This is a genomic window from Kineosporia corallincola, from assembly GCF_018499875.1.
GTDB lineage: Bacteria > Actinomycetota > Actinomycetes > Actinomycetales > Kineosporiaceae > Kineosporia > Kineosporia corallincola.
Window position 1 is genome coordinate 213,699 of record NZ_JAHBAY010000011.1, and the last position, 21,389, is coordinate 235,087.

14 protein-coding genes are annotated in these 21,389 nt (G+C 72.8%); 6 read left to right on the forward strand and 8 right to left on the reverse strand.

Annotated elements, in window-relative coordinates:
* Positions 1-43: 43 nt before the first annotated feature.
* The gene (locus KIH74_RS25165) at positions 44-772 is read left to right on the forward strand and encodes a hypothetical protein (protein WP_214158667.1); all 729 of its coding nucleotides are present in this window, start codon (positions 44-46) and stop codon (positions 770-772) included.
* The gene (locus KIH74_RS25170; RefSeq protein WP_214158669.1) at positions 769-1,809 is read left to right on the forward strand and encodes a hypothetical protein; all 1,041 of its coding nucleotides are present in this window, start codon (positions 769-771) and stop codon (positions 1,807-1,809) included. The genes KIH74_RS25165 and KIH74_RS25170 overlap by 4 nt, the downstream gene beginning before the upstream one ends.
* A 3-nt stretch (positions 1,810-1,812) precedes the next feature.
* On the opposite strand, the gene KIH74_RS25175 is transcribed toward KIH74_RS25170, so the two are convergent.
* The 3 genes from KIH74_RS25175 to KIH74_RS25185 form a co-directional block, all read right to left on the reverse strand.
* On the reverse strand, positions 1,813-3,573 hold the full coding sequence (locus KIH74_RS25175) for a hypothetical protein (RefSeq protein WP_214158670.1): 1,761 nt from the start codon (positions 3,571-3,573) through the stop codon (positions 1,813-1,815).
* Positions 3,574-3,716: 143 nt separating this feature from the next.
* Positions 3,717-4,133, reverse strand: coding sequence for a hypothetical protein (locus KIH74_RS25180; RefSeq protein WP_214158671.1), 417 nt, complete (start codon positions 4,131-4,133; stop codon positions 3,717-3,719).
* A 121-nt stretch (positions 4,134-4,254) separates the two neighbouring features.
* On the reverse strand, positions 4,255-4,668 hold the full coding sequence (locus KIH74_RS25185; RefSeq protein ID WP_214158673.1) for an SRPBCC family protein: 414 nt from the start codon (positions 4,666-4,668) through the stop codon (positions 4,255-4,257).
* Between the two features lie 100 nt (positions 4,669-4,768).
* Here KIH74_RS25185 and KIH74_RS25190 point away from each other — a divergent pair, with 100 nt between their 5' ends.
* The 4 genes from KIH74_RS25190 to KIH74_RS25205 all read left to right on the forward strand — a co-directional run bounded on the left by KIH74_RS25190 (position 4,769) and on the right by KIH74_RS25205 (position 14,599).
* Positions 4,769-5,599, forward strand: a complete 831-nt coding sequence (locus KIH74_RS25190; RefSeq protein WP_214158674.1) for a PhzF family phenazine biosynthesis protein — start codon at positions 4,769-4,771, stop codon at positions 5,597-5,599.
* A 285-nt stretch (positions 5,600-5,884) separates the two neighbouring features.
* Positions 5,885-7,285 (forward strand): lysine N(6)-hydroxylase/L-ornithine N(5)-oxygenase family protein, encoded by a 1,401-nt coding sequence (locus KIH74_RS25195; protein WP_214158675.1) that lies wholly within the window; start codon positions 5,885-5,887, stop codon positions 7,283-7,285.
* Positions 7,286-7,328: 43 nt separating this feature from the next.
* Complete coding sequence (locus KIH74_RS25200; RefSeq protein WP_246573082.1) at positions 7,329-14,387, forward strand: condensation domain-containing protein; 7,059 nt, start codon at positions 7,329-7,331, stop codon at positions 14,385-14,387.
* Positions 14,384-14,599 (forward strand): MbtH family protein, encoded by a 216-nt coding sequence (locus tag KIH74_RS25205; RefSeq protein ID WP_214158678.1) that lies wholly within the window; start codon positions 14,384-14,386, stop codon positions 14,597-14,599. Before KIH74_RS25200 ends, KIH74_RS25205 begins: the two co-directional genes overlap by 4 nt.
* A 22-nt stretch (positions 14,600-14,621) precedes the next feature.
* On the opposite strand, the gene KIH74_RS25210 is transcribed toward KIH74_RS25205, so the two are convergent.
* The 5 genes from KIH74_RS25210 to KIH74_RS25230 form a co-directional block, all read right to left on the reverse strand.
* A complete protein-coding gene (locus tag KIH74_RS25210) occupies positions 14,622-15,713 on the reverse strand; it encodes an iron-siderophore ABC transporter substrate-binding protein (RefSeq protein WP_214158679.1) in 1,092 nt (363 codons plus the stop codon).
* Between the two features lie 54 nt (positions 15,714-15,767).
* Positions 15,768-16,193, reverse strand: a complete 426-nt coding sequence (locus KIH74_RS25215) for a hypothetical protein (protein ID WP_214158680.1) — start codon at positions 16,191-16,193, stop codon at positions 15,768-15,770.
* A 100-nt stretch (positions 16,194-16,293) separates the two neighbouring features.
* Positions 16,294-17,703 (reverse strand): FAD-dependent oxidoreductase, encoded by a 1,410-nt coding sequence (locus KIH74_RS25220; RefSeq protein WP_214158682.1) that lies wholly within the window; start codon positions 17,701-17,703, stop codon positions 16,294-16,296.
* Positions 17,704-17,709: 6 nt separating this feature from the next.
* Positions 17,710-19,560, reverse strand: a complete 1,851-nt coding sequence (locus KIH74_RS25225; RefSeq protein WP_214158684.1) for an ABC transporter ATP-binding protein — start codon at positions 19,558-19,560, stop codon at positions 17,710-17,712.
* Positions 19,557-21,335: an ABC transporter ATP-binding protein gene (locus KIH74_RS25230; protein WP_214158685.1), complete on the reverse strand. Its 1,779-nt coding sequence runs from the start codon at positions 21,333-21,335 to the stop codon at positions 19,557-19,559. The genes KIH74_RS25225 and KIH74_RS25230 overlap by 4 nt, the downstream gene beginning before the upstream one ends.
* Positions 21,336-21,389 lie beyond the last annotated feature (54 nt).

A 21,389-nucleotide genomic window follows, 5' to 3' on the forward strand; every position in this document is an offset into this window, starting at 1 on the left:
CGATAAGTCCTACTTGCGAGTAGTCAGAGAACCGGAGCCAGGCATGAGGCGCCGAGCAGGCGTGATCTTCGCGGTCGTGACGGCGGTCGCGGTGTCCGGGGCAGCCCTCGTCGGCTGCGGCTCGGACAACCCCTACGAGCTGCCCGAATACCGGGCGGGCCAAGACCCGGGGTCGTCGGGCGGCGGGTCCGTCGACGCCGCCTCCGAGTCCTCCGGCGACGCCACCTCCACCCCCGCACCGTCCGGCTCCGGCCCGATCCCCACGGTGTCCCGCGAGGCCTCCCCGCCGTCCACCGACGTCACCTACACGCCCGCCGATGCGCAGGGGCAGGGAGCCTGGGTGGAACGGGGCAAGATCCGCGCGCGCAACCAGAAGGCCAAGGCCGCGGTGGACGCCGTGGTGGGTTACGTCGCCCAGCGGGTGCGGCTGTCCAACACCTGGACGGTGGACGAGGACGCCCTGGCGGCGGTGGCGCAGGGGCAGGCCCTGACCAGTGCCCGGGAGCGCGCGGAGACCCAGGAGGCCGCCGGGCGCAGGTCGGTCGGCCGGTTCGTGGTGAACGTCTCGTCGGTGAAGGTGAACGGCGACGTCGCCACCGTGACCGGCTGCCATTTCGATTCCACCTCCGAGGTGGACCAGAACGGCTACGTGCTCGTACCCCCTCCCGGAGGAGTCCTGATCACCATGGAAGTGAAGCTCTCGCAGGGTGTCTGGCGGGTGACGTCCTGGCCTGCCGAAGACGTCCCGACGTGTAGTGCGGCGAAGAAATGAGGCGGCTGACCTGGCTGGCCGCCGCGGCCGCCACCGTGCCCCTGGCCGTGCTGGCCCCGATCGGCGCCCGCGCCGACCAGGTCGACCCGGGCGGTGGCCAGGGCGGGTATTCGGTGTCGGTGCAGGTTCACTTCAGCGGGAATGCAGCGCCCGGTGGGGGTGGCGGCACCACGATGGCGGTGAACTTGCACCCGGTCTGCTGGTGGGAGCCGGCGCCGGGTGACTACCAGAACGCCGCCGCGATGCTGGAGTGGTACGACGGGGTGACGGGCGGGGTGCAGACCAGGGGCATCCTGAGTACCTACGGCCCGCGTGAGGACTGGGAGGACGCCGTCGCGCGTGAGGAGGCCGGCCAGGACCTGTCCTGGTACAAGGCTTTCTGCTACGACCCGCGCGATTACGTCGACTACGGGCTGCCTTCCAGCGAGACGGGTGACACCGACCCGTTCGACGGAGTGGCACCGACCTGGGAGTCCTACCTGTACCGGGCTTTCGGGGCCGGTGAACCGATTCCCGCCCCCATGGTGACCCCTGACGAGCTGGCCGAGGCGGCCCGCGACAACATGGAGATCCCCGACCCGGAGATCGACCGCAACCCGAAGGTGCACGACACGGACGACGCCACGCTGGTCGGCCTGCCCACGTTCTTCTGGGTGACCAATCCGGCCTCGGTCGGCGGTGCGGAAGGTACCCGGTTCATCCGGGCCGAGGTGGTGGGGGCGGGCGCCGCGGTCTGGGCCGAGGTGACGGCCACGACTTCCGGCCTGACTCTGGCCTGGCCGGGAGGAAGCAGGACCTGTGCTCCCGAGGTGGCGCTCAAGTCCTACACCCAGGGTATGAGCGAGAACGGCGCCTGCACGGTCGAATTCCAGCATGCGTCGACCGGTTACCCCGGTGGGTACCCGGTGGCGGCCAGCACGGCGTGGACGGCGGCATGGGTGGGCTCGGACGGCGGCGGTGGTGCTCTGGCGCCGCTCGCCAACGAGGTCACCGAGCTGATCCCGGTGGCCGAGGTGCAGAACATCGTGGAGCCGTAAGGGTTATCCGAGGCGGGACGGCGCCGGGAATCCGACGTCGTCCCACCCGATCGGCCAGGCCAGCGGCTCGGCGGGCGGGGTCGGGTCGGGTCGCTGGCTGACCGTGGCCATGCGCACGGCGGCGAGCGAGCGGGAGAGGCGGTCGGCCCAGGCGCTCTCTACCAGGTCGGGCCGGACTCCGCCCAGCACAGGGGATTCCGCCCGGCGGAGGGCGATGCTGCCCTCCGAGCCGCAGAGCACGACGGCGCGGCAGAGCTCCGGCAGGGCCTGCTCCTCCTCGTCCAGGCAGATCGCGTGCACGCCGGCGTTCTCACCCTCTTCCAGCAGGGGCAGCACCCCCGGGATCCCGGACAGCCGGCGGATGCCGTCGAACACCACCAGCACCTCGGGCGACGCGGTGACCCGCTGGCCCGGCGGCCGGCGGTGCCGCAACCGCTCGTCGACCAGGCTGCCGAGCTCCAGCAGCCTGCGCTCGATCGAGTCGTGGTCGTTGCCGATCAGCACCGACACCCCGGAGGCCTCGTCGGGGCGGGCATGAGGGAGCCGGGAGACCCATTCCCAGCGCCGCCGGGACGCGTAGTCCTGGCCCGTCAGCACCGTGATCCGCAGCTCGCGGGGGGCGTGGAAGGCCGCGCACTGGGCCACGAGCCAGCGCGCCGTGGCGTGCATGACCGCGGCCTTGCCGGTGACCCCGAGCACCCCCACGGCCTGGAGGTTCAGCGTGACCGGGACGTCGGGCAGCAACGACGGCAGGGGCTCCTGCGCCTGGGTGTGCCAGCGGGTGCGGCCGACCCGCAGCGGGGACCCGGAGTCGCGGTCGTCGATCACCGTGCGTGGTGGCTGTGGAGCCAGACCCAGCCTGAGCTGGAGCCAGTCGTCGTCGAGCGGCAGGCGCTCCCACAGCCGACGCCCCGGCCCGACCGCGGTGAGCAGCGTGAGCGCCGGGTCGGGGGTGGCCTCCCGGCGCTCCTCGGTCTCCTTGGCCAGGGCGGTCAGGATCTCCTCGCGGGCCCGCTCCCGGTCGCGCAGCCACTTGTTCAGCAGGCGCCGCTGCTCGGTGCCGGGGATGGAGCGGCCGCTCGGCGGGCGCGGCGGCAGCACGAACCGGGCCCCGCTGCGCGGCCGGGCGGACCGGGTGTGGCGGAACAGCTGCCATCCCAGCCCGGTCTCGTCGGGCTGGGTGTCGGCGTCGGGTTCGCTCACCGTGGTCAGCTCCAGCACCGTGCCCGCCGCCTGGAGGTAGGTGCCGCGCGGCCACGGGCAGCGCTCCGTCTTCTCTTCTCCGGCCAGCGTGAAACTGGTTCCGGCGCCGGGGATCACCTCGACCGCGCCGCCGGGCCGGGCGCTCAGGGTGAGCGCGTCGGCGGCCAGGTCGGCGTCGGGCAGGTCGAGACCGGGCGCCTCGTGCCCGATGACGGTCTGCCCCAGCCCGAGCCGGTGCACCCGCCCCGCGCCCGGCCCGTTGACCACCCGGATCTCGGCGACGCCCGAGGGCCGGGTGACCGGCTGCTCCTCGTGCTCGTGCAGCTCGACGATGCTGCCCGGCCGGATGCCCGCCGAGCGCAGCGTGTCGTGCGGCTCGGCCCGGCGCCCGTCGACCCAGACCGGCACCCGCGCCGACTGGGCCACGAGCGTCTCGTCGTCCAGAGCTGCCAGCAGGTGGGGCATCAGGGCGGCCAGGTCGGAGTCGGGATGCGCGTCGACCAGTGCCTCGGTCTGGGTGCCGGCGGCCCTGCCGTCCCGCAGTGTGACAGCGAACCTCACCTGACCCCCTCGTACCCGCCGTGCGAAAGCCCGCGCCTGAGCGCCCGAATATGCCACGCCCACGCCATACGTACCAGTCTGTTCGTGTTCAGTCGGGCACAAAGGGTGGCTAAATCCAGGTAACCGCTCGATCGGGCAGCCGGTCAGCGCGGCGGGGCCCACAGCGAGCACTCCACCCGGATGACCGTGTCGACCACCGAGCCCAGCGCCCGTTCCAGGTCGTCGTCGGGGGCCTCGTGCCGGTCGAGCCAGAGCTGCACCGGCCGCCCGCGGAAGATGTCGTGATGCGGCTCCAGGTCGAAGTCCTCGGCCTCGAGCAGCTCCTGCCCGAGGGAGACCAGGCCCCCGGCGAGCAGGAAAGTCAGCAGTGCCCAGTCGGTCTCGGTGCCCGCCGTGAAATGTGCCGGTGGGTCGGCGAACAGCTCGGGCAGCCCGGCCCACCACAGGCCGTTGGTGTGGATCCGGCGCAACCGGCCGGGCGGCCCGGTGACCACCTCGATCCGGATCTGCGGTGGGCGCCGGGCGCCGGACGGACTGCCGGTGGGTGCGTTGTGCATCATGAAAAAGTCCTTCCCCCGTGGTCTTCCACACAGACCAAGGGTGGCCTCCCGGCACCCCGACCCGCTCCCGGCGTCCCCAGAAACCGGCTCTGTGGAAAGACTCCCGGTCCTGCCGACCGCTCTACCCGGACAGCAACGCCACCAGCTGGTCGAGCTGCTCGCCGGTGCCCTGCTCCATCACCGGGAACATCTCGTCCGAGATCTCGCCGGTGTATCGCTGCACCAGAAGGGTCTTCGCGTCGTCCTCACTGAAGGTCACGACGACCTCGCCGCCGTCCCAGCCGTACACCAGCCGGCCCGGCGGCTCGACCGTCCGGAAGACCATCTCGGAGGGGTACTCGATCCCGTCCGGATCAATCATGGTCAGCTCGAAGGAACCGCCTTCGCGCAGGTCCAGGTTGATCTTGTGGAGGGGCGCCACCAGCTCGCCGGGAGCCCACCAGAGGGCCAGCCGCTCCGGCACCGTGTAGGCGTCCCAGACCTCGCAGCGAGGGACCCCGACCAGACGGATGAGGATCAGCTCACGAACGGCCATCGTCCCCGCACCTCCACGTAGCGTGACGGTCAGGCTAGCGGTCCAGTGGCCGGGGACTGGCCGTGTCACGGCCGGGCCACAGGCTGGCACGGTGGCTGCCATGCGCAGATTCGCTCAGGTGGACGTGTTCACCGCGCGACCCGGCCGGGGCAACCCGGTGGCAGTCGTGCTCGACGCCGAGGGGCTCCCCGACGAGGAGATGCAGCGGCTGGCGCACTGGACCAACCTGTCGGAGACCACCTTCGTGCTCCCGCCGACCCGGCCGGAGGCCGACTACCGGGTGCGCATCTTCACCCCCGACCGTGAGCTCCCGTTCGCCGGTCATCCCACGATCGGCACCTGCCAGGCGCTTTGGGACGACGGACAGCTCGGTCCCGGCCCGTCCTGGGTACAGGAGTGCGCCGCCGGGCCGGTCGAGGTGCGCCGCCTCGACGACGGTGCCCTGGCCTTCGCCGCCCCGGCGCCGGTGCTGGTGGAACCGCTCGCCGACGAGGAGCTGCTGGCGCGGGCCCTCGGCGGGGTGCGGCCGCACCGGCCCACCCTGATCGGGATCGGCCCGGTCTGGCTGACCGGGCGGGTGACACCGGCCGAGCTGGACGCGCTCGACCTGGACGCCGCCGCCTTCCGCGAGCTCGCCGAGGTCACCCCGGACGTCACCCTGTACGCCGTGGACCAGGCCGGTGACCTGCACGTGCGCTCGTTCTTCCGGGTCGACGGCGGGATCGCCGAGGACCCGGTGTGCGGTAGCGGCAACGCCTGCGTCGCCCGGCACGTGCAGCTCACCGCCCCTGACGCCCGGCTAGACGGCGGCTACCGTGCCTTCCAGGGCCGGCACCGGGGACGCGACGGCCGGATCACCGTGGAGCTCGGCGAGCGGAACTGGATCGGCGGCCGGGCAGTCACCGTGGTGTCCGGCACGATCGCCGTGTGAGGGATCGCTGAGAGCCCGCACCAGCCGGTCCAGTTCGGTCGGCATCGAGCATCTCGTCCATCACGGGCACCGTGATCACCGTTGATCAGCGCCCGGATCGACGGTGGGGACGCCGCGCTCCAGGCATCCCATGGGCGGGTTTGTTCGCCTCGGGCTATGTCATCCTCTCGTGCCTTAGGGTAGCCTCACCTAAGTAATCGCGGGTCACGGCCTGGCCGGCCCGGTGAAATGCTCGGTGCACTCATTGCGATGACGCACCTGATCGGTGCGTCCCGGAGGACATTCATGAGCTCCCTGGCATCCGACGGACCGCCCACGGGAACGGCGGGCGATCCGTCCCAGCCGGTTCTCGACCTGATTGGGGTCGGGTTCGGTCCGTCCAACCTGGCCCTCGCGATCGCGGCGGTCGAGCACAACGACCAGGCTAACGACGCGACCCGGGTGGCGGTGCGGTTCTTCGAGCGTCAGCCGGCATTCGGATGGCATCGGGGCATGCTGCTCGACGACGCCACGATGCAGGTCTCGTTCCTCAAAGACCTGGTCACCATGCGTAACCCGGCCAGCAGCTTCAGTTTTCTGGCCTACCTGCACGAGTCCGGCCGGCTGGTCGACTTCATCAATCACAAGACGCTGTTCCCGCTGCGGGTCGAGTTCCACGCCTATCTGGAGTGGGCCGCCGCCCGGGTGGCCGACCTGGTCGACTGGGGGCACGAGGTCACCGGTCTGGTCCCGGTGACGAGTGGTGACGAGGTGATCGCGGTCGACGTGACCGCGCGCGAGCTGCGGCCCGACGGTACCGGCCGCGAGGTCACCTACCGGGCCCGCAACGTGGTGATCGGCACCGGCCTGCGACCCCGTCTGCCGGAGGGTGTCTCGGGCTCCGACCACGTCTGGCACAACCACCACCTGCTGCACCGGGTGGAGGAGATCGACGCGGACACCGCCCGGCGGTTCGTGGTGGTCGGCGCCGGGCAGAGCGCGGCCGAGGTGACCGCCTTCCTGCACGAGCGGTTCGCCGGTGCCGAGGTGGTCTCGGTGTTCACCCGCTACGGCTACAGCCCGGCCGACGACAGTCCTTTCGCCAACCGGATTTTCGACCCGTCCGCGGTGGACGACTTCTACGCCGCCCCGACGGGCGTCAAGAAGATGCTGATGGACTACCACGGCAACACCAACTACTCGGTCGTGGACACCGAGCTGATCGAGGAGCTCTACCGCCGCTCCTACCGGGAGAAGGTCACCGGCCGCGAACGCCTGACCATGATGAACGTGTCCCGGGTGGAGGGTGTGCGGGAGCAGCCCGGCCGGGTCACCGTCACGGTGCGCTCGCTGACCAGTGACACCACCACCGACATCGACGCCGACCTGGCGGTTTTCGCCACCGGCTACGACCCGGTCGACCCGGTGCCGCTGCTCGGCGACCTGGCCGCGTTCTGCACCCCCGAGCCGGGTGGCCGGCTGCGGGTGCGGCGTGACTACCGGGTGGAGACCACCCCGGGCATCCGCTGCGGCATCTACCTCCAGGGCGGCACCGAGCACACGCACGGGCTGTCCTCGTCGCTGCTGTCGACGATCGCGGTGCGGGCGGGAGAGATCCTGACCTCCGTGGTGAGTGGTGCCGGCCGGGCCCAGCCGGCGGGTGGCGCGAAGGCGCCCGCCGCCGCGCTGCGCCGGCTGCTGCGGTGAACTGACCGGTCCGACAAGCTATTTCGCAGGTGATACCCAGGTGATGGAACACGTCCGGCCGGTGACCCCGCTCCAGGAGGGGTTGCTGTTCCAGGTGCTGGCCCGGCGCGAGCGCGCCGACGTGCCGGATGTACACGTCGCGCAGCTGGCCCTCGACCTGCGGGGTGCAGTGGACCCGGGGCGCTGGCGCGCGGCCGCGCAGGCCCTGCTCGACCGGCATCCGGCCCTGCGGGTGGGGTTCCGGCAGGAGACGACCGGGCGGAGCGTGGCCGTGGCGGGGGAGCACGTGGTGCTGCCCTGGCAGGAGATCGACCTGGGGCACCTGTCGGCCCAGGGCTACGGGCGGGCCGCGCTGGACCGGGAACTGGCGGCGCAGACCGAGACCGACCTGCTGCGCGGGTTCGACCCGGCCGTGGCCCCGCTGCTGCGGGCGACGCTGTACCGGCTCGGGCCCGAGTGGTACCGGCTGGTGCTCACCCATCATCGGCTGGTGCTCGGGGCGGCGTCGATGCGGGCACTGCTCGACGAGCTGCTGGCGTCGGCCGGCGCCGCGGTGCCGGTTCCGGAGGGCTGGACCTGCGTGGGGGATCCGGTTCCGGAAGACCGGACCGGTCTGGCCGGTGGGGTTTTCGGGGACGATCCGGAGCCGGGGTTCCCGGCGTACTCCGGAGCCGGCACGCTGATCGCTTCCGGTGCCGGGCATGATCCGGCCCAGTTGCCCGAACGGCTCGGTGAGGAGCTCGATCCTGCCACCACCGCGGCGCTGGCCGCCCTGGCCCACGAAGAACTGGTGACGCCCGAAGCAGTCGTGCGCGCGGCTTGGGGAATCGTGTTGTCGGCGCTGACCGGTACACCCGACGTGGTGTTCGGCACGATGGCGACCGTACGGCCGGAGCGGACCGGGCAGGACAGGCGGGACGGGCGGGCCGAAACCGATGCGTGTGCCCGGGTCGGGCAGTTCGGTGTCGTCGTGCCGGTGCGCCTGCGGGTGGACCCGGCCCGGCCGACGGGCGACCTGCTGCGGGAGGCCGGCGGGGCCGGTGGGGCCGCCGAGCCCGGGGCCGTTCCGCCGATGGACCAGTTGTTCGACACCATGGTCGTTTTCGCCGGGCATCCGGTGAACGCCGGGCTGCCGCGTTGGGTGGACGACGTCGAGGTGGCGGACGCCGCGGTGCGGGACTTCTCGCCCTGTCCTCTCACCCTGATCGCGACGGACAGCGAAAGGCTGCGCCTGGAGCTGGTTTTTGCTCCCGGGGCGGTGGACGCGGTGCTGGCCGGGCGGGTGCTGGCCCGGTTCACCGGTGTACTTCGGCAACTGGCGCACGCTAGTATTCCCTCGGCCGGGCGGCTCGACCTGCTCCTGGAGGGGGAGAGGGTCGAGCTGCTCGGCCCTCGCACGCTGGGTGAAAACCCCCGAAACGTGCCGTCATCCATCATCGACGTGCTGCGTGAGCAGGCCCGGCGGCACCCCGATGCGGTCGCGCTGGTCACCGAGCAGCAACGGTGGACGTACGCGGAGCTCGACGACTGGTCCGGCCGGGTGGCTGCCGGGCTGTGCAATCTGCCCGACTGGGACGGTCACATCGTCGGCCTCCAGCTCCCCCGGGCCTGGATGCTTCCCGCCGCGCTGGCCGTGCTCCGCTCCGGTGCGGCGGCCCTGCTGCTCGACGAGGCCGCGCCGGCCGAGCGGTCCTACGCCATGCTGGCCGACGCCTCGCCCACAGTGGTGGTCCGTTCGGTGGAGGAGCTCGAGAACGCCTGGTTCGCGGCGTCTTCCGAACTTCCGGCGATCATTCCCGGCAGCCCGGCCCTGGTGGTGTACACCTCGGGTTCGACCGGTGAGCCCCAGGGCGTCGTGGTGACGCAGATGGCGCTGGCCAATCTGCTCGCGAGCCATCGTCGTCATCTGATGGTGCGGTACGGCACCCGGCTGCGGCTCGGGCAGGTGCAGCCGTTCACCTCCGACGCCTTCTGGGACCAGGTGCTGTGGATGCTCGCCGGTCACCAGCTGCACGTGATCGCCGACGACGTGCACCGCGATCCGGAAACCCTGATCACCTATCTCGACCGGCACGGCATCGACGGTATCGACCTGACCCCGACGCACCTGCGGGAGCTGATCCCGGCCGGGCTGCTCGACGCGAACGCGGGCCGGCTGAAACTGCTCACGGTGGGCGGGGAACCGCTGGACCCGGCGCTGTGGCGGCGGATCTGCGGTGAGCCCGGGCTGCGGGTGCACGACCTGTACGGCGCGGTCGAGACAACGGTGGACGCCTGGGGTCGCCTTTCCGGTCCCTCGGGACGGCGGTCGGCCTACCGGGTGGACGGGGTGCGCACCTATCTGCTCGACGCCGCGCTCCGCCCGGTCCCCGCCGGGGTGGTCGGTGAACTGTACGTGGCCGGAGCCGGTCTCGCCCTCGGCTACCTGGACCGCCCGGCGCAGACCGCGGCCCGTTTCGTGGCCGACCCGTTCCGCCCGGGGGAGCGGATGTACCGCACCGGCGACCTGGCTCGCCGGGGGGCGGACGGCGTGCTGGAGTTCGCCGGGCGCACCGACCGGCAGCTGAAGATCCACGGCCACCGGGTGGAACCGGGTGAGATCGAGGCCGCGCTGTGCTCCCTGCCCGGGGTGGCCCAGGCCGCCGTCGTGCTGCGCGAGGGCACGCTGACCGGGTACCTGGTGCGTCGGGGCAGTGGTCTGTTCAACGGGCCGAAACAGCCCGGTCGGCCGGGTGAGGGGGGCACCCCGGCGGAGCTCCCGCGCGAGGAGACCGCCGGGCTGCGGGAACGGCTGGAGCGGGTGCTGCCCGGCCATCTGGTCCCGGAGCGCTTCGTCCGGCTGGCCGCACTGCCCCGCACGCCCGGCGGAAAGCTGGACGTCGCCGCGCTGCCGTCACCCCCCTCGTCGCAGCCGCCCGCCGTGCCACCCCGCACCGAGCGGGAGGCGTTGCTGGCCGGGGTCTTCGCCGAGATGCTGGGGCTGGAGCGGGTCGGCATCCACGACGACTTCCTCGCTCTGGGCGGGCATCCGCTGCTGGTGCTGCGACTGGCCGGCCGGCTCTCGGTGGGCCTCGGGCTGAAGGTGGGGGTGCGTGACATCCTCGACGCCCCCACGGTGGAGCGCCTGGCCCGGCGGCTGCCGTACGGTGACCGGCCCAGGCTGCGGGCCGGATCGGCGCCGAACTCCCCGGAACAGACCGAGCTCTCGCCCGCTCAGCGTCGTCCCTGGTCGGACTACCGCAGGTCGGGCCCGGACGGCGGCGCCAACGTCGCGATCGCCTGGCGCCTGATCGGGCCCCTCGACGTGGCCGCGCTGGGGGCGGCGGTGGCCGATCTGGCCCGGCGCCACGACCCGCTGCGCAGCGTGGTCACCGAGCACGACGGCGTGCCTCACCTGACGGTGCGCGACGAGGTGCCGGCCCTGCGGGTGATCGAGGCCGGTGGCGCAGGACGCCCCCGCCCGGCGCAGCGCCTGGCTGCCGAGGCCCGCTACGCGTTCCGTCCGGATCGCGAGATACCGCTGCGAGTGACCCTTTTCCGGGTGGCCGAGGACGAGCACCTGCTGCTCCTGCTGGCTCACCGGATCGCCGCCGACGAATGCTCCGACGTGCCGCTGCTGACCGACCTCTCCCGTGCCTACGCGGCGCGCACCCGGGGCGAGGAGCCGCGGTTCGCGCCGCTGCCGGTGCGCTACGCCGACTACTCCCGCTGGCAGAACGATCTGCTGGGTGATCCGGCCGACCCGGCCAGCCCGGCCGCGCGGCAGCGGAACTACTGGAGCCGGCGGCTGGCCGGGCTGCCCGACGAAATGACGCTTCCGGCAGACCATCAGGGACCGGTCACCGGGGCGGGTGGCGCCGAGTCGTTCGCGATCGGGGCCGCCGCGGCCGGGCGCCTGCGGGGTGTGGCCGCGGCCCACGACGTCCCGGTGTCCCTGCTGTTCCAGGCCGCGGTCGCCGTGCTACTGACGAAACTCGGTGCGGGGAATGACATCCCGCTGGTCTCGCCGGTCAGCGGACGGCGGGACCCGGCGCTGGAGGGACTGGTCGGGTGCTTCGGGAACGCGGTGGTGCTGCGCGCCGACACCTCCGGCGATCCGCTGCTGCCCGAGCTGCTGGCGCGACTGCGCGACACCGCCCTGGCCGCCGCCGACCGTCAGGACCTGCCCTTCGACGGCCCGGCCCAGGTGATGGTGACCTACCGGGCACAGGTCCGCCGGGCGCTGGATCTGCCCGGCCTGGGCTGTCTTCCGGTGCGGGTGGAGCGCGCCACGCCCCGGGCCGACCTGTGCTTCGGTGTCGCCGATCTGGGGCCGGCCGGGATGGAGGGGCTGATCGATTACAGCGCAGACCGTTTCGACCCACTGACCGTGGCCGCCCTGGGGTCACGGCTGGTGCGGGTGCTGGAGCAGATGGCGGCGGCGCCGGGCGCCCGGCTGAGCTCGTACCACGCGCTGCTGCCCGGCGAACGCGAACGCGTCACCGGCCGCTGGGCCACCGGCGGCCCGGTCTCGATCGACATGATGGGCCTGTCGGTGGTCGACGTGGTGGCCCAGCAGGCCCGGCTCACGCCGCACGCCACCGCGCTGGTCACCGCCGCCGGCCGGTGGAGCTTCGCCGAGCTGGAGGCCTGGACCAACCGCGCGGCCCGGGTGTTGCTGTGGGCCGGGCCGTTACGCGGCCGTCTGGTGGCGCTGCACCTGGACCGGGCCTGGATGCTGCCCGCGATCCTGGCGGTGCTGAAGACCGGTGCGGCGTACCTCTCCCCGGAACCCGGCCAGGTGCCGCCCGCGGGTGCCGAGCCGGTGCTGACCCTGGACTCGGCCGCCCTGCTCGACGGTGGGGAGAGCGACGCCCCGCTCACCGACGCCGAACGCGGCGGCCCGCTGGTGCCCGACCTGCCGGCCTGGGTGAGCGGCACCGGCGTGGTGGTGACGCACTCCGCCCTGGTGAACCTGGCCACCTCGCACCACGCCCGGCTGATGGGCCCGGACTCCTCGCGCTGCCGGGTGGCGCACACCGCCTCGTTCGCGCACGCCCGCTCCTGGGAACCGGTGCTGTGGATGCTGGCCGGGCACGAACTGCACGTGATCCCGGACGGTCCCGGCCTGGTCGCCCGGCTGCGCGACGCCCGCATCGAGGTGCTCGAGGTGACGCCGGCCCAGCTGGTCCGGCTGCTGCCGGTGGGTCTGCTCGGGATCGGGCTGAGCGTGCTGCTGATCGGCGACGGCCCGGTGGATCACGATGTGTGGCAGGGGGTCTGCGCGGTGCCGGGGCTGGTGGTGCACCAGCTGTACGGCAGCGCGGAGACGTCGGTGGACGCCTACGGCTGGCACGGGTACGCCAACGGCGGGCGTGCCGCCTACCGGCTCGACGGGGTGTGCACCTATGTGCTGGACGCGTCGCTGCACCCGGTCCCGGTCGGGGTGACCGGCGATCTGTACGTGGCGGGCGCCGGGCTGGCCTACGGCTATCTCGGCCGGCCCGGGCGCACCGCTTCGTGTTTCGTGGCCGACCCGTTCCGGCCCGGGCAGCGGATGTACCGCACCGGTGACCTGGCCCGGTGGACCACCGACGGCATGCTGACCCTGGTGCGGCGCCGGGACCGGCCGCCGGTCACGCCGCTGACCCCGGCCGCGCTGCGGCTGCTCGGGACCGGCGGGCCGATCGGCGGGTTCAGCGGTTCCGAGGTGGTCCAGCTGCCGGCCGGGGTGGATCCGGACCGGTTGCAGGCCGCCCTGCGGGCCGTGGTGGCGGCGCATCCCGCCCTGCGGACCCGGCTCACCGGCGACGGGCTGGAGCAGCCGGACCGCTGGCAGGCCCCGCTGATCCGCACGGTGCCCGCCAGAGACCAGGACCCGCAGGAGCTCTGGCGGTCGATCTCACGCCAGGCCGGGCTGGAACGCGCCCGGCTGGACCCGCGGGAAGGGGTGATGCTGACCGCGGTCCGGTTCGACCGGGGGCCCGACCACAGCGGCCGTCTGCTGATCGTGGCGAACCAGCTCGTGGTGGATAGTGTTTCGTGGCACGTTCTTCTGTCCGATCTGTCTCTTGCGTATTCCCAAACCCTCTGCGGTAATATCAATCTCGTGCCGGAGGGAACTTCCTTCCGGCACTGGGCCCGGCGCCTCACCGGTCTGGCCCAGGCCCGTGGACCTGAAATGCGGCAATGGTGCAAGATTCTCACCGCTGCGCCGAGGCTCCCGGTCGATCGTGACGTCGACCCGGTGCTCGACCGTACGACCTCCCTCCAAGAGGTCGGCCGTGAACTGCCCGTCGCGAGAACGGATCAGATCCTCCATGCCGCCCCCCTGGCGTTCGGGGTGCCGGTGTGCGAGGTTCTGCTCACGGCGCTGGCTCTCGCGGTCGGTGATCTGCGCCGGCGGCATCAGGACCGCGGGGCCGGGCAGGGTCACGGAGGGGACGCCCGCGACGAGGGGAGTGCTGGCCCCTCGTCGTCCCTCCGTGGCTCTGCCCGGCTCCGCGGTGTGCTCGTCAGCCTGACTGCCGATGGCCGCAGCACCGAAACGGCCGACACCGCCGGCACAGCCAACGGCACCAATGCTGCCGGCACCTTCGACATCTCCCGCACCGTGGGCTGTTTCACCCACACGTACCCGGCTCACCTCGATCCCGGCGACGTCGACCTGGACGATGCCCTGGCCGGAGGCCCGGCCGCGGCCCAGGCGGTGACCAACGTGGCCAAGGCCCTGGCCGAGATCCCGGACGGTGGGCTCGGTTACGGCCTGCTGCGCGAGGTGAACCGGTGCACCGCAGGCGAACTCGCCCGTCACCCGGAGCCGCAGATCGGGTTCTTCTGGGCCGGGCGCACCGACTTCCCGGCCCCCGCCGACTGGTCGCCGGCGCCGGAGTCGGAGGCCGCCGGCGCCGAGTCCCCCGTGACCCAGGCCCTGGTCGTGACCGCCCGCGTCGAGGAACGCCCCACCGGGCCGCAACTCACCGTCAGCTGGGTCTGGCCGGAGGGCGTGCTGGACGCCTCCACGGTGGAGGACCTCGCCGACACCTGGCTGCGCGCCCTCACCGCGATCGGCCGGTGCGCCGCCCGTCAGCAGACCCCCGGACCGGCCCAGGAGCAGACATGACCAATCCGTTCGAGCACCCCGACGGCGAGTACCTCGTGCTGGTGAACGACGAGAACCAGCACAGTCTCTGGCCGGGATTCGTCGAGGTGCCGGCCGGCTGGCGCGCGGTCGCCGGGCCGGGCGACCGCGCGTCGTGCGTGGACTACATCGAGACCCACTGGACCGACCTGAGGCCGAGAAGCCTGGCCGAATTCATGGACCCGAAGGCCTAGTGAGTCCGAAGAGCCCCATGAGTCAGGCGCTCTCGTCCTCCACCTCGGTGGCCGGGTCGCCGTCCGCGGCCCGGGCGATCATCGGCACCAGGTTCTCGATCAGGTAGGGCACACTCAGCACGGTGGCGAACGAGGTGGCGCTGCCCAGCGTGGACTCCACACCGTCGTCCGAACCGTCGTTCAGGTACACGTCACCGCCGTTCTGGTACACGTCGAGCTTGTTGTAGAGGTTGTCGGCGGCCAGCCCGGCCTTGTCGGTCTTCGCGTTCGGCACCAGCCAGACCAGCGCGTCCACGTCGAGCAGGCCGACGCGCTCCTTGCTGATGTTCGCGCCGAACTCGCCGCCCACCGCGTCGGCCAGGCCCTTGGGCAGGGTGAGCCCCAGCGACTTCAGGAACTGACCCCGCGGGTCGTCCTCCGCGTACACGTAGTAGCCCTGGTAAAGCGTTGCCATCAGCCCGGTCTTGCCCTCCAGGCCGGGATTGGCCGAGCGGGCCGCGGCGAACTGCTCATTGACGTCGGCGACCAGCTTCTCGGCCGCCGCCGACCGGCCCACCGCCCGGCCCACGGTGGTGGTGATGACGTCCCAGGCCACCGCGTAGTCGTTGGCCCCCTCGGGAGCCGGCAGGGTGGGCGCGATCTGGCTCAGCTTGTCGTAGTCCTCTTGCGACACATCGGAATACATACCGACGATCAGATCGGGCTGGAGCGCCGCGATCTGCTCGAACTGGATGCCGTCGGTGTTGTCCAGCGAGGTGGGCAGGGCGGACCCGCCGAGCTTTTCCGTTGCCCAGGGCCAGATCTCGCCCTCGTGGCTGCCGAACCAGTGCGTGGTGGCGATCGGCACCACGCCCAGCGCCAGCAGCGCGTCCTGCTCGACCAGCCCGACCACCACCACCTTCGAGGGCGCGGCGGTGATCTCGGTGGTGCCGAACTTGTGCTCGATCGACACCGGGAAGGCGTCGGTGCTCGCGCCGTTCGTGGCGCCGCCCCCGGCGCCGGACGAGGTGTCGTCGTCGCTGCCGCAGGCGGCCACCAGGGCGAGTCCGGCGGTGGCGAGGGTGGCGCCGAACGCCCGTCGGGACAGGACGGGCCGTGCGGAACGCGGGGACATCGGAACCTCCGTGGTTAGGTGCGCGACAAGCTCACCGTCGTCCTCGATTTCGGGTCAGCGCACCAGCCGCAGGGCCCCGATCAGGTCGTTGTAGCCCGGCGGCGTCATCGACATGGGCAGCTTGACGGTGCACACCGGCAGGTCGACGCGGGGGATCAGCTGGGCCCGCCAGAAGTCCATGGTGCCGGGCTTGACCGCGGTGAGGTTGTGGCTCCACCAGTCGTCGAGCTCGATCAGCACGCTGCCGTCCGCCTCCAGCACGGTGGTCTCCGAACGCACCGCCAGCCGGGGCCCGCCGAAGTCGATGTCGCGGTAGAGCCAGCACGCGATGCCGCCGGGGCGGGGCCTTCTCACCGCCTCCGGCGCGGCGGCGACGGGCGCCTCGGCCCGGCGGCTGCTCATCAGCTGCCCGATGTCCACCCCCTCGGACAACCCGCCCGGGGCGGTGCCGGGCCGCTGCCGCGCACCCGCCCGTGACACCGCCCGTGATGCTGCCTGTGATGCTGAGAACTGCCGATCCACGCTGCTTCCTCCCGTCGGCGACCGTTGCCGGAGTCGACGGACGGGAGCGGCGGAAGGTTCAGGGTTCGCGGACCAGGGGTGGCACCGGATCGGGACGCCGGTGCCGCGCGGCCAGCAGCGACCGCAGCAGGATCCCCGGCCGGGCCAGTTCCGAGGGGTGCCGGAGCATCTGCGTCACCTCGACGAAAACCCGGTTCACCGGTGCGTCGGTCATCGAGGCCGCGACCACCCGGGCCACCAGCCACCCGGACACCCGCTGCGCCAGGGTGCGGGTGCCCGCACCGGCGGCCGCGGCGGCGTCACCCGTGGTGGAGATCGACCAGGCGGCGTCCACCACCACCCGCTGGAGATCGAGGAACGCGCGGGCCGGGACATCCAGGTCGGGCTCCGAGCGCAGGAACAACGACAGCGCGCCGGCGTGCAGCGAGGCCGAGCTGATGCCCTGCGCGTAGAGCGGGTTGAACGACGCCACGGCGTCGCCCACCGGCACCAGCCGCGCGGGAAGCCTTTCGCACGAACAGAAGTCGCGACGCCGGCTGTCGGCCTGGCGGAAGGTGGCGACCTCGCCGAGCATCTCGCCCTCGACCGCCCGGCCGAACGGTTCCGGGTGCTCGGTGCGGCAGCGGGCCACCATGTCGGCGGCCGTGCTGCCGGGCCGGAAGTCGCCGTAGCCGCCCTGCACCACGATGAACCGGTCGTTCTCCACGGCCATCGCGATCGCCCCGCTCGCGGCGCCGCCGTACTTGGACCCGGTCAGGTTCATCGCCAGGCCGACGCCGGGTGTGCCGGGCGGGCGGCGGAAGAACGCGGTGGCGTAGTTGACCCCGGAGATCACCCGGACCATCGGCGGCCGGTCCCAGCCCGCCTCCTCCAGCCAGTCGCTCACCCGGCTGGCCCGGCCCATGGCGTCCACCACCAGGTCGGCCGGCTCCACCCCGGAGACACCAGCGGACTCGTACGTCACGGCGGTGACGGCGGTGTCGCCGAACTCCAGGCCGGTGACCCGGCCGGTCAGGCTCTTCACGTTCGGGACCGCCCGCAGCTCGGCCCGGACCAGGTCTTCCAGGAACGGCCGGGTGAGAGCCAGCCGCCGCACGTCCGCACCGTTCACCCGGGGCACGCCGTCGTCGTAGACGGCCACCCGGTCGGTGGTGACCAGGCAGGCCCCGGCCTCGATCGCGCGGTCGGTGAAGCCCGGGAACCAGCGCTCCAGGAAACCGCCCCCGGCGGCCAGCAGCACGTGAGCCTGCCCGCCCTGCGGCACCCCCTTGCGCGGCACACCGCCCTCCGGCAGCTCGTCCCGCTCCATCACCAGCACCGTGGCGGCGTGGTCGGCCAGCACCCTGGCCGCCAGCAGTCCGGCGATGCTGCCGCCCAGCACCACGGCCGTGCCCAGGCTCTTCGCCGGGGGCGTGACCGGAGGACCGGCGGAGGTGATGGCGTGGAAGGTACTGGCCGCGGTGGTCATGTCCGATTATTGCCAGTTGCCGGAATTTCCGGGCGGCTGCGAGCCGGATTTGCCCGAAGGTCCCGGCGATTCCTCCGGCACCTCCTTCGACGCATCCCTCGACGCATCCCTCGACCAGGCCCGCCACAGTCCGGCGTAGATACCCCCGGCCGCCACCAGCTCGTCGTGCGTACCGTGCTCGTCGATCCGCCCGGCCCGCATCACCACCACCCGGTCGGCACTCGCGGCCTGGGTCAGGCGGTGGGCCACGACCAGCGCGGTCCGCCCGGAGAGTGCCCGTTGGGCAGCGCTTTCCAGCACCCGGGCGCCGGCGCTGCCGGCCTCGGCGGTGGCCTCGTCGAGGATCGCCACCGGCGGATCGGCCAGCACCAGCCGGGCCAGGGCCAGCTGCTGGGCCTGCGCCGCGGTCAGCGCGTGGCCGCCGTCGCCGACCACCGTGTTCAGTCCCTCGGGCAGCCGCCGCACCCAGTCCAGGGCGTGCACCTGGTCCAGGGCGGCCTCCAGCTCGGCCGGCGAGGCGCCGGGCCGGGCCAGCCGCAGGTCGTCGGCCAGCGGCCCGGCGAACACGTGCACCTCCTGGGTGACCAGGGCGACGGTGCGGCGCACGGTGCCGGGGCCGAGCCCGGTGACGTCCGCGCCGCCGAGCCGGATGGTCCCGGAGCCCGGCGGGTGGAAACCCGCGATCAGCTTGACCAGCGTGCTCTTCCCGGCGCCGCTGGCCCCGACCACGGCCACCCGGTGCCCGGCCGGGATGTCCAGGTCGACGCCGGTGAGCACCGGGTGACCGTCGACGTAGGAGTGCCCCACCTGCTCCACCGTCACCGAGGCCCCGGTGATCGCGGGGCCGGAACCGACCGGGGGAGAGGGGATGTCGACCACCCCGACGAGCCGTGCCAGGCTGGCCGTGGCCGACTGCGCCTCGTCCAGCAGGAACAGGGCGGTGTTGACCGGCGTGAACAGGCCGTGGAAGTAGAAGGCGGCGGCCGACGCCGTGCCGATCGACACCTCACCGGTGCGCACCAGCACGAAACCCGTGACCAGCACCCCGGACAGGCCGATGAACTCGGCCAGGTTCAGCCGCCCGAAGAAGCCGGTCTGGAGCACCACCCCGTCGAGCGAGCGGCCGACCGTGCGGGACGACGCCGCCGCGACCCGGGGCAGCTGCCGCCCGGTCAGCCGGAAGGCCCGCACCGTGCGGGCGTTGCCGATCGTCTCCAGCAGCTGTTGCTGCTGCTCGCCGGTCGCCACTCGTTGCTCCGCGTAGACCCGCCCGGCCCGGCGCAGGTACCAGCGCACGGTCAGCGCCTGCACCGGCGCGGCGAGCAGCGCCACCAGCAGGAAGCGCGGGTCGAGCACCCCGAGCGCGGCCAGGGTGAGCACGACCGTCAGCCCGGAACGGGCGAATTCGGGAACCGCCTCGCGCACACCCTCGCTGATCTTGGCGACGTCGTTGGTCACCCGGGAGGTCAGATCGCCCGAACCGGCCCGCTCCAGGTCGCCGGCCGGAAGCCGTAAGGCCTTCTCCACGAAGCGTTCCCGCAGCTCGGCCAGCGCGGACTCACCCGCCAGGGCCAGCTGGGCCATGCCGATCGGGGTGAGCAGCCCCTGCACCAGCGCCACCAGGGCGATGCCGGCCGCGGGCAGCACCAGGCCGGACGGCTCGCCGCCGGTGGCCACCACGTCGACGATCCGGCCGAGCAACGGCGAGCTGAGCAGCCCGGCCACCGTGGCCAGCACCAGCACCACCACGCCGGACAGGGCGGGCACCCGTTGCGGGCGGACCAGCTCGCGCAGCATCTGCCGGCAGCGCGCCGGGGTGGCGATCGGCAGACGGTAATCCGTTGCGGCAGAGGTCATGACAGCACCGCCGATCGGTAGTCCGGGTCGGCCCGCACCAGGTCCGGGTGCCGCCCCTCGGCCGTGGCCCGGCCGTCGAGCAGCAGCACCACCCGGTCGGTGACCGCGAGCAGGGCCGGGCTGGTGGTCACCAGCACGGTGGTGCGACCGTGGCGCAGGTCGCGGATCCCGGCCGCGATCCGGGCCTCGGTGACGCTGTCGACGGCCGTGGTCGGGTCATGCAGCACCAGCACCGGCGCGTCCAGGTTGAGGGCCCGGGCCAGGGCCACCCGCTGCCGCTGGCCGCCGGAGAGGTTGCCGCCGCGCTCGGTCAGGATCGTCGCGCGACCGGCCGGCAGGCCGGCGATCACCTCGTCCGCGGCGCTCGCGGCCAGCACCCGGCCGGTGAAATGATCACTGCCGACGTCATTCTCGATGTTCTCCAGCAGGGGGCCGCCGAACAGCCCGGCGTCGTGCGCGGCCACCAGCACCCGGGCCCGCACCTGCTCGGGATGCAGATCGGAACACAGGACGCCGCCGAGCCGCGCGGTCCCGGCGTCCGGATCGATCTCCCGGCCCAGGACCCGCAGCAGCACCGCGGCGTCCGCCGGGTCGCGTGCCACCACGCCGACGATCTCGCCCGGTTCCACGGTCAGGTCGAGCCCGTCCAGGGTGCCGGAGCGCACGGCCCGCAGCTCGACGCCGATCGACGCGTTCGGCCCGCCCGTCGGTTCCGCCGACCCGGTCCCGACCAGTTCCGGGCTGGACAGCACCTGCGCGACCCGCCCGGCGCTGGCCCGGCCGGCGGCCAGCTCCGCGCCGATCCAGGCGGACACCGACAGCGGGCTGAGCAGGAACTGTGCCAGGCCGATCGCGGCGGTCAGGTCGCCGATGCTGATGTCGCCGTCCAGGGCCAGTTTTCCGCCGGCCACGGCGATGACCGCGAGAAAGATGCCGGTCATCAGCAGCACCGCACCCTCGTAGGCGCCGCGCGCCCGGGCTGCCCGCACGGTGGCGTCGAGGGCCCGGCGGCTGGGCACCCGGTAACGCTCCACCGCGACCTGCTCGGCGCCGATGCCCTTGAGCACCCGCAACCCGGCGACCAGGTCGGCCGCCACCCCGGACGCCGCCGCGGCCTCCTCCTGCTCGGCCTCGCTGCGGGTCTCCAGCGGCCGGCCGAGCAGATGGGTCAGCCAGAGCATGGCCGGTGCCCCGACCAGCACCAGCAGCCCGAGCGGCAGGCTCACCCGCAACAGCGCCACGGCGCTCACCAGCACGGCGGTGATCTGGGCGAAGGCCATGGCCACCGCCGTCGCCACCGCGCCCACCCGCTGGGCGTCGCTGGTGGCGATGCTGGTCAGTGCGCCCGGCAGACGTCCCTCCTCGGCGCCGCCGCGGGCGTCGAGAACCCGCTCGGTCAGCCGCATCCGCAGGTCGTGGGCGGACCACTCGGCCACCGCCGCGAGCTTGCGGGCGCCCAGCCGGTAGCTGTTCGAGAGCACGGCGAAGAGCACGGCCAGCACGGCGATCCAGGTGAGCAGCCCGCCCAGCCCGTCGGTGACATCACCGCGGCCGGCGACCGCCTCGTCCACCACCTTGCCGATCGCCACCGGGATCAGCGCCTCGCCGAACTGGTGCATCGACATCAGTACCGTGGCCGCCGCGAACAGCCGGGGGCGGCCCAGCACCGCCTGGCGCAGAAGCTCTTTCCCGGTGACAGTCGCGTCGTGGGTCTCACGGCTGGTTCTGCCGGTGACCGGAGCGGCCGCTCCTGACGCGGCACTGGACACGCTCATATGAAGTAAGGCTAACCTAATGGTCTCGGGCGCGGCCGTGCCCTGCTGGATGCT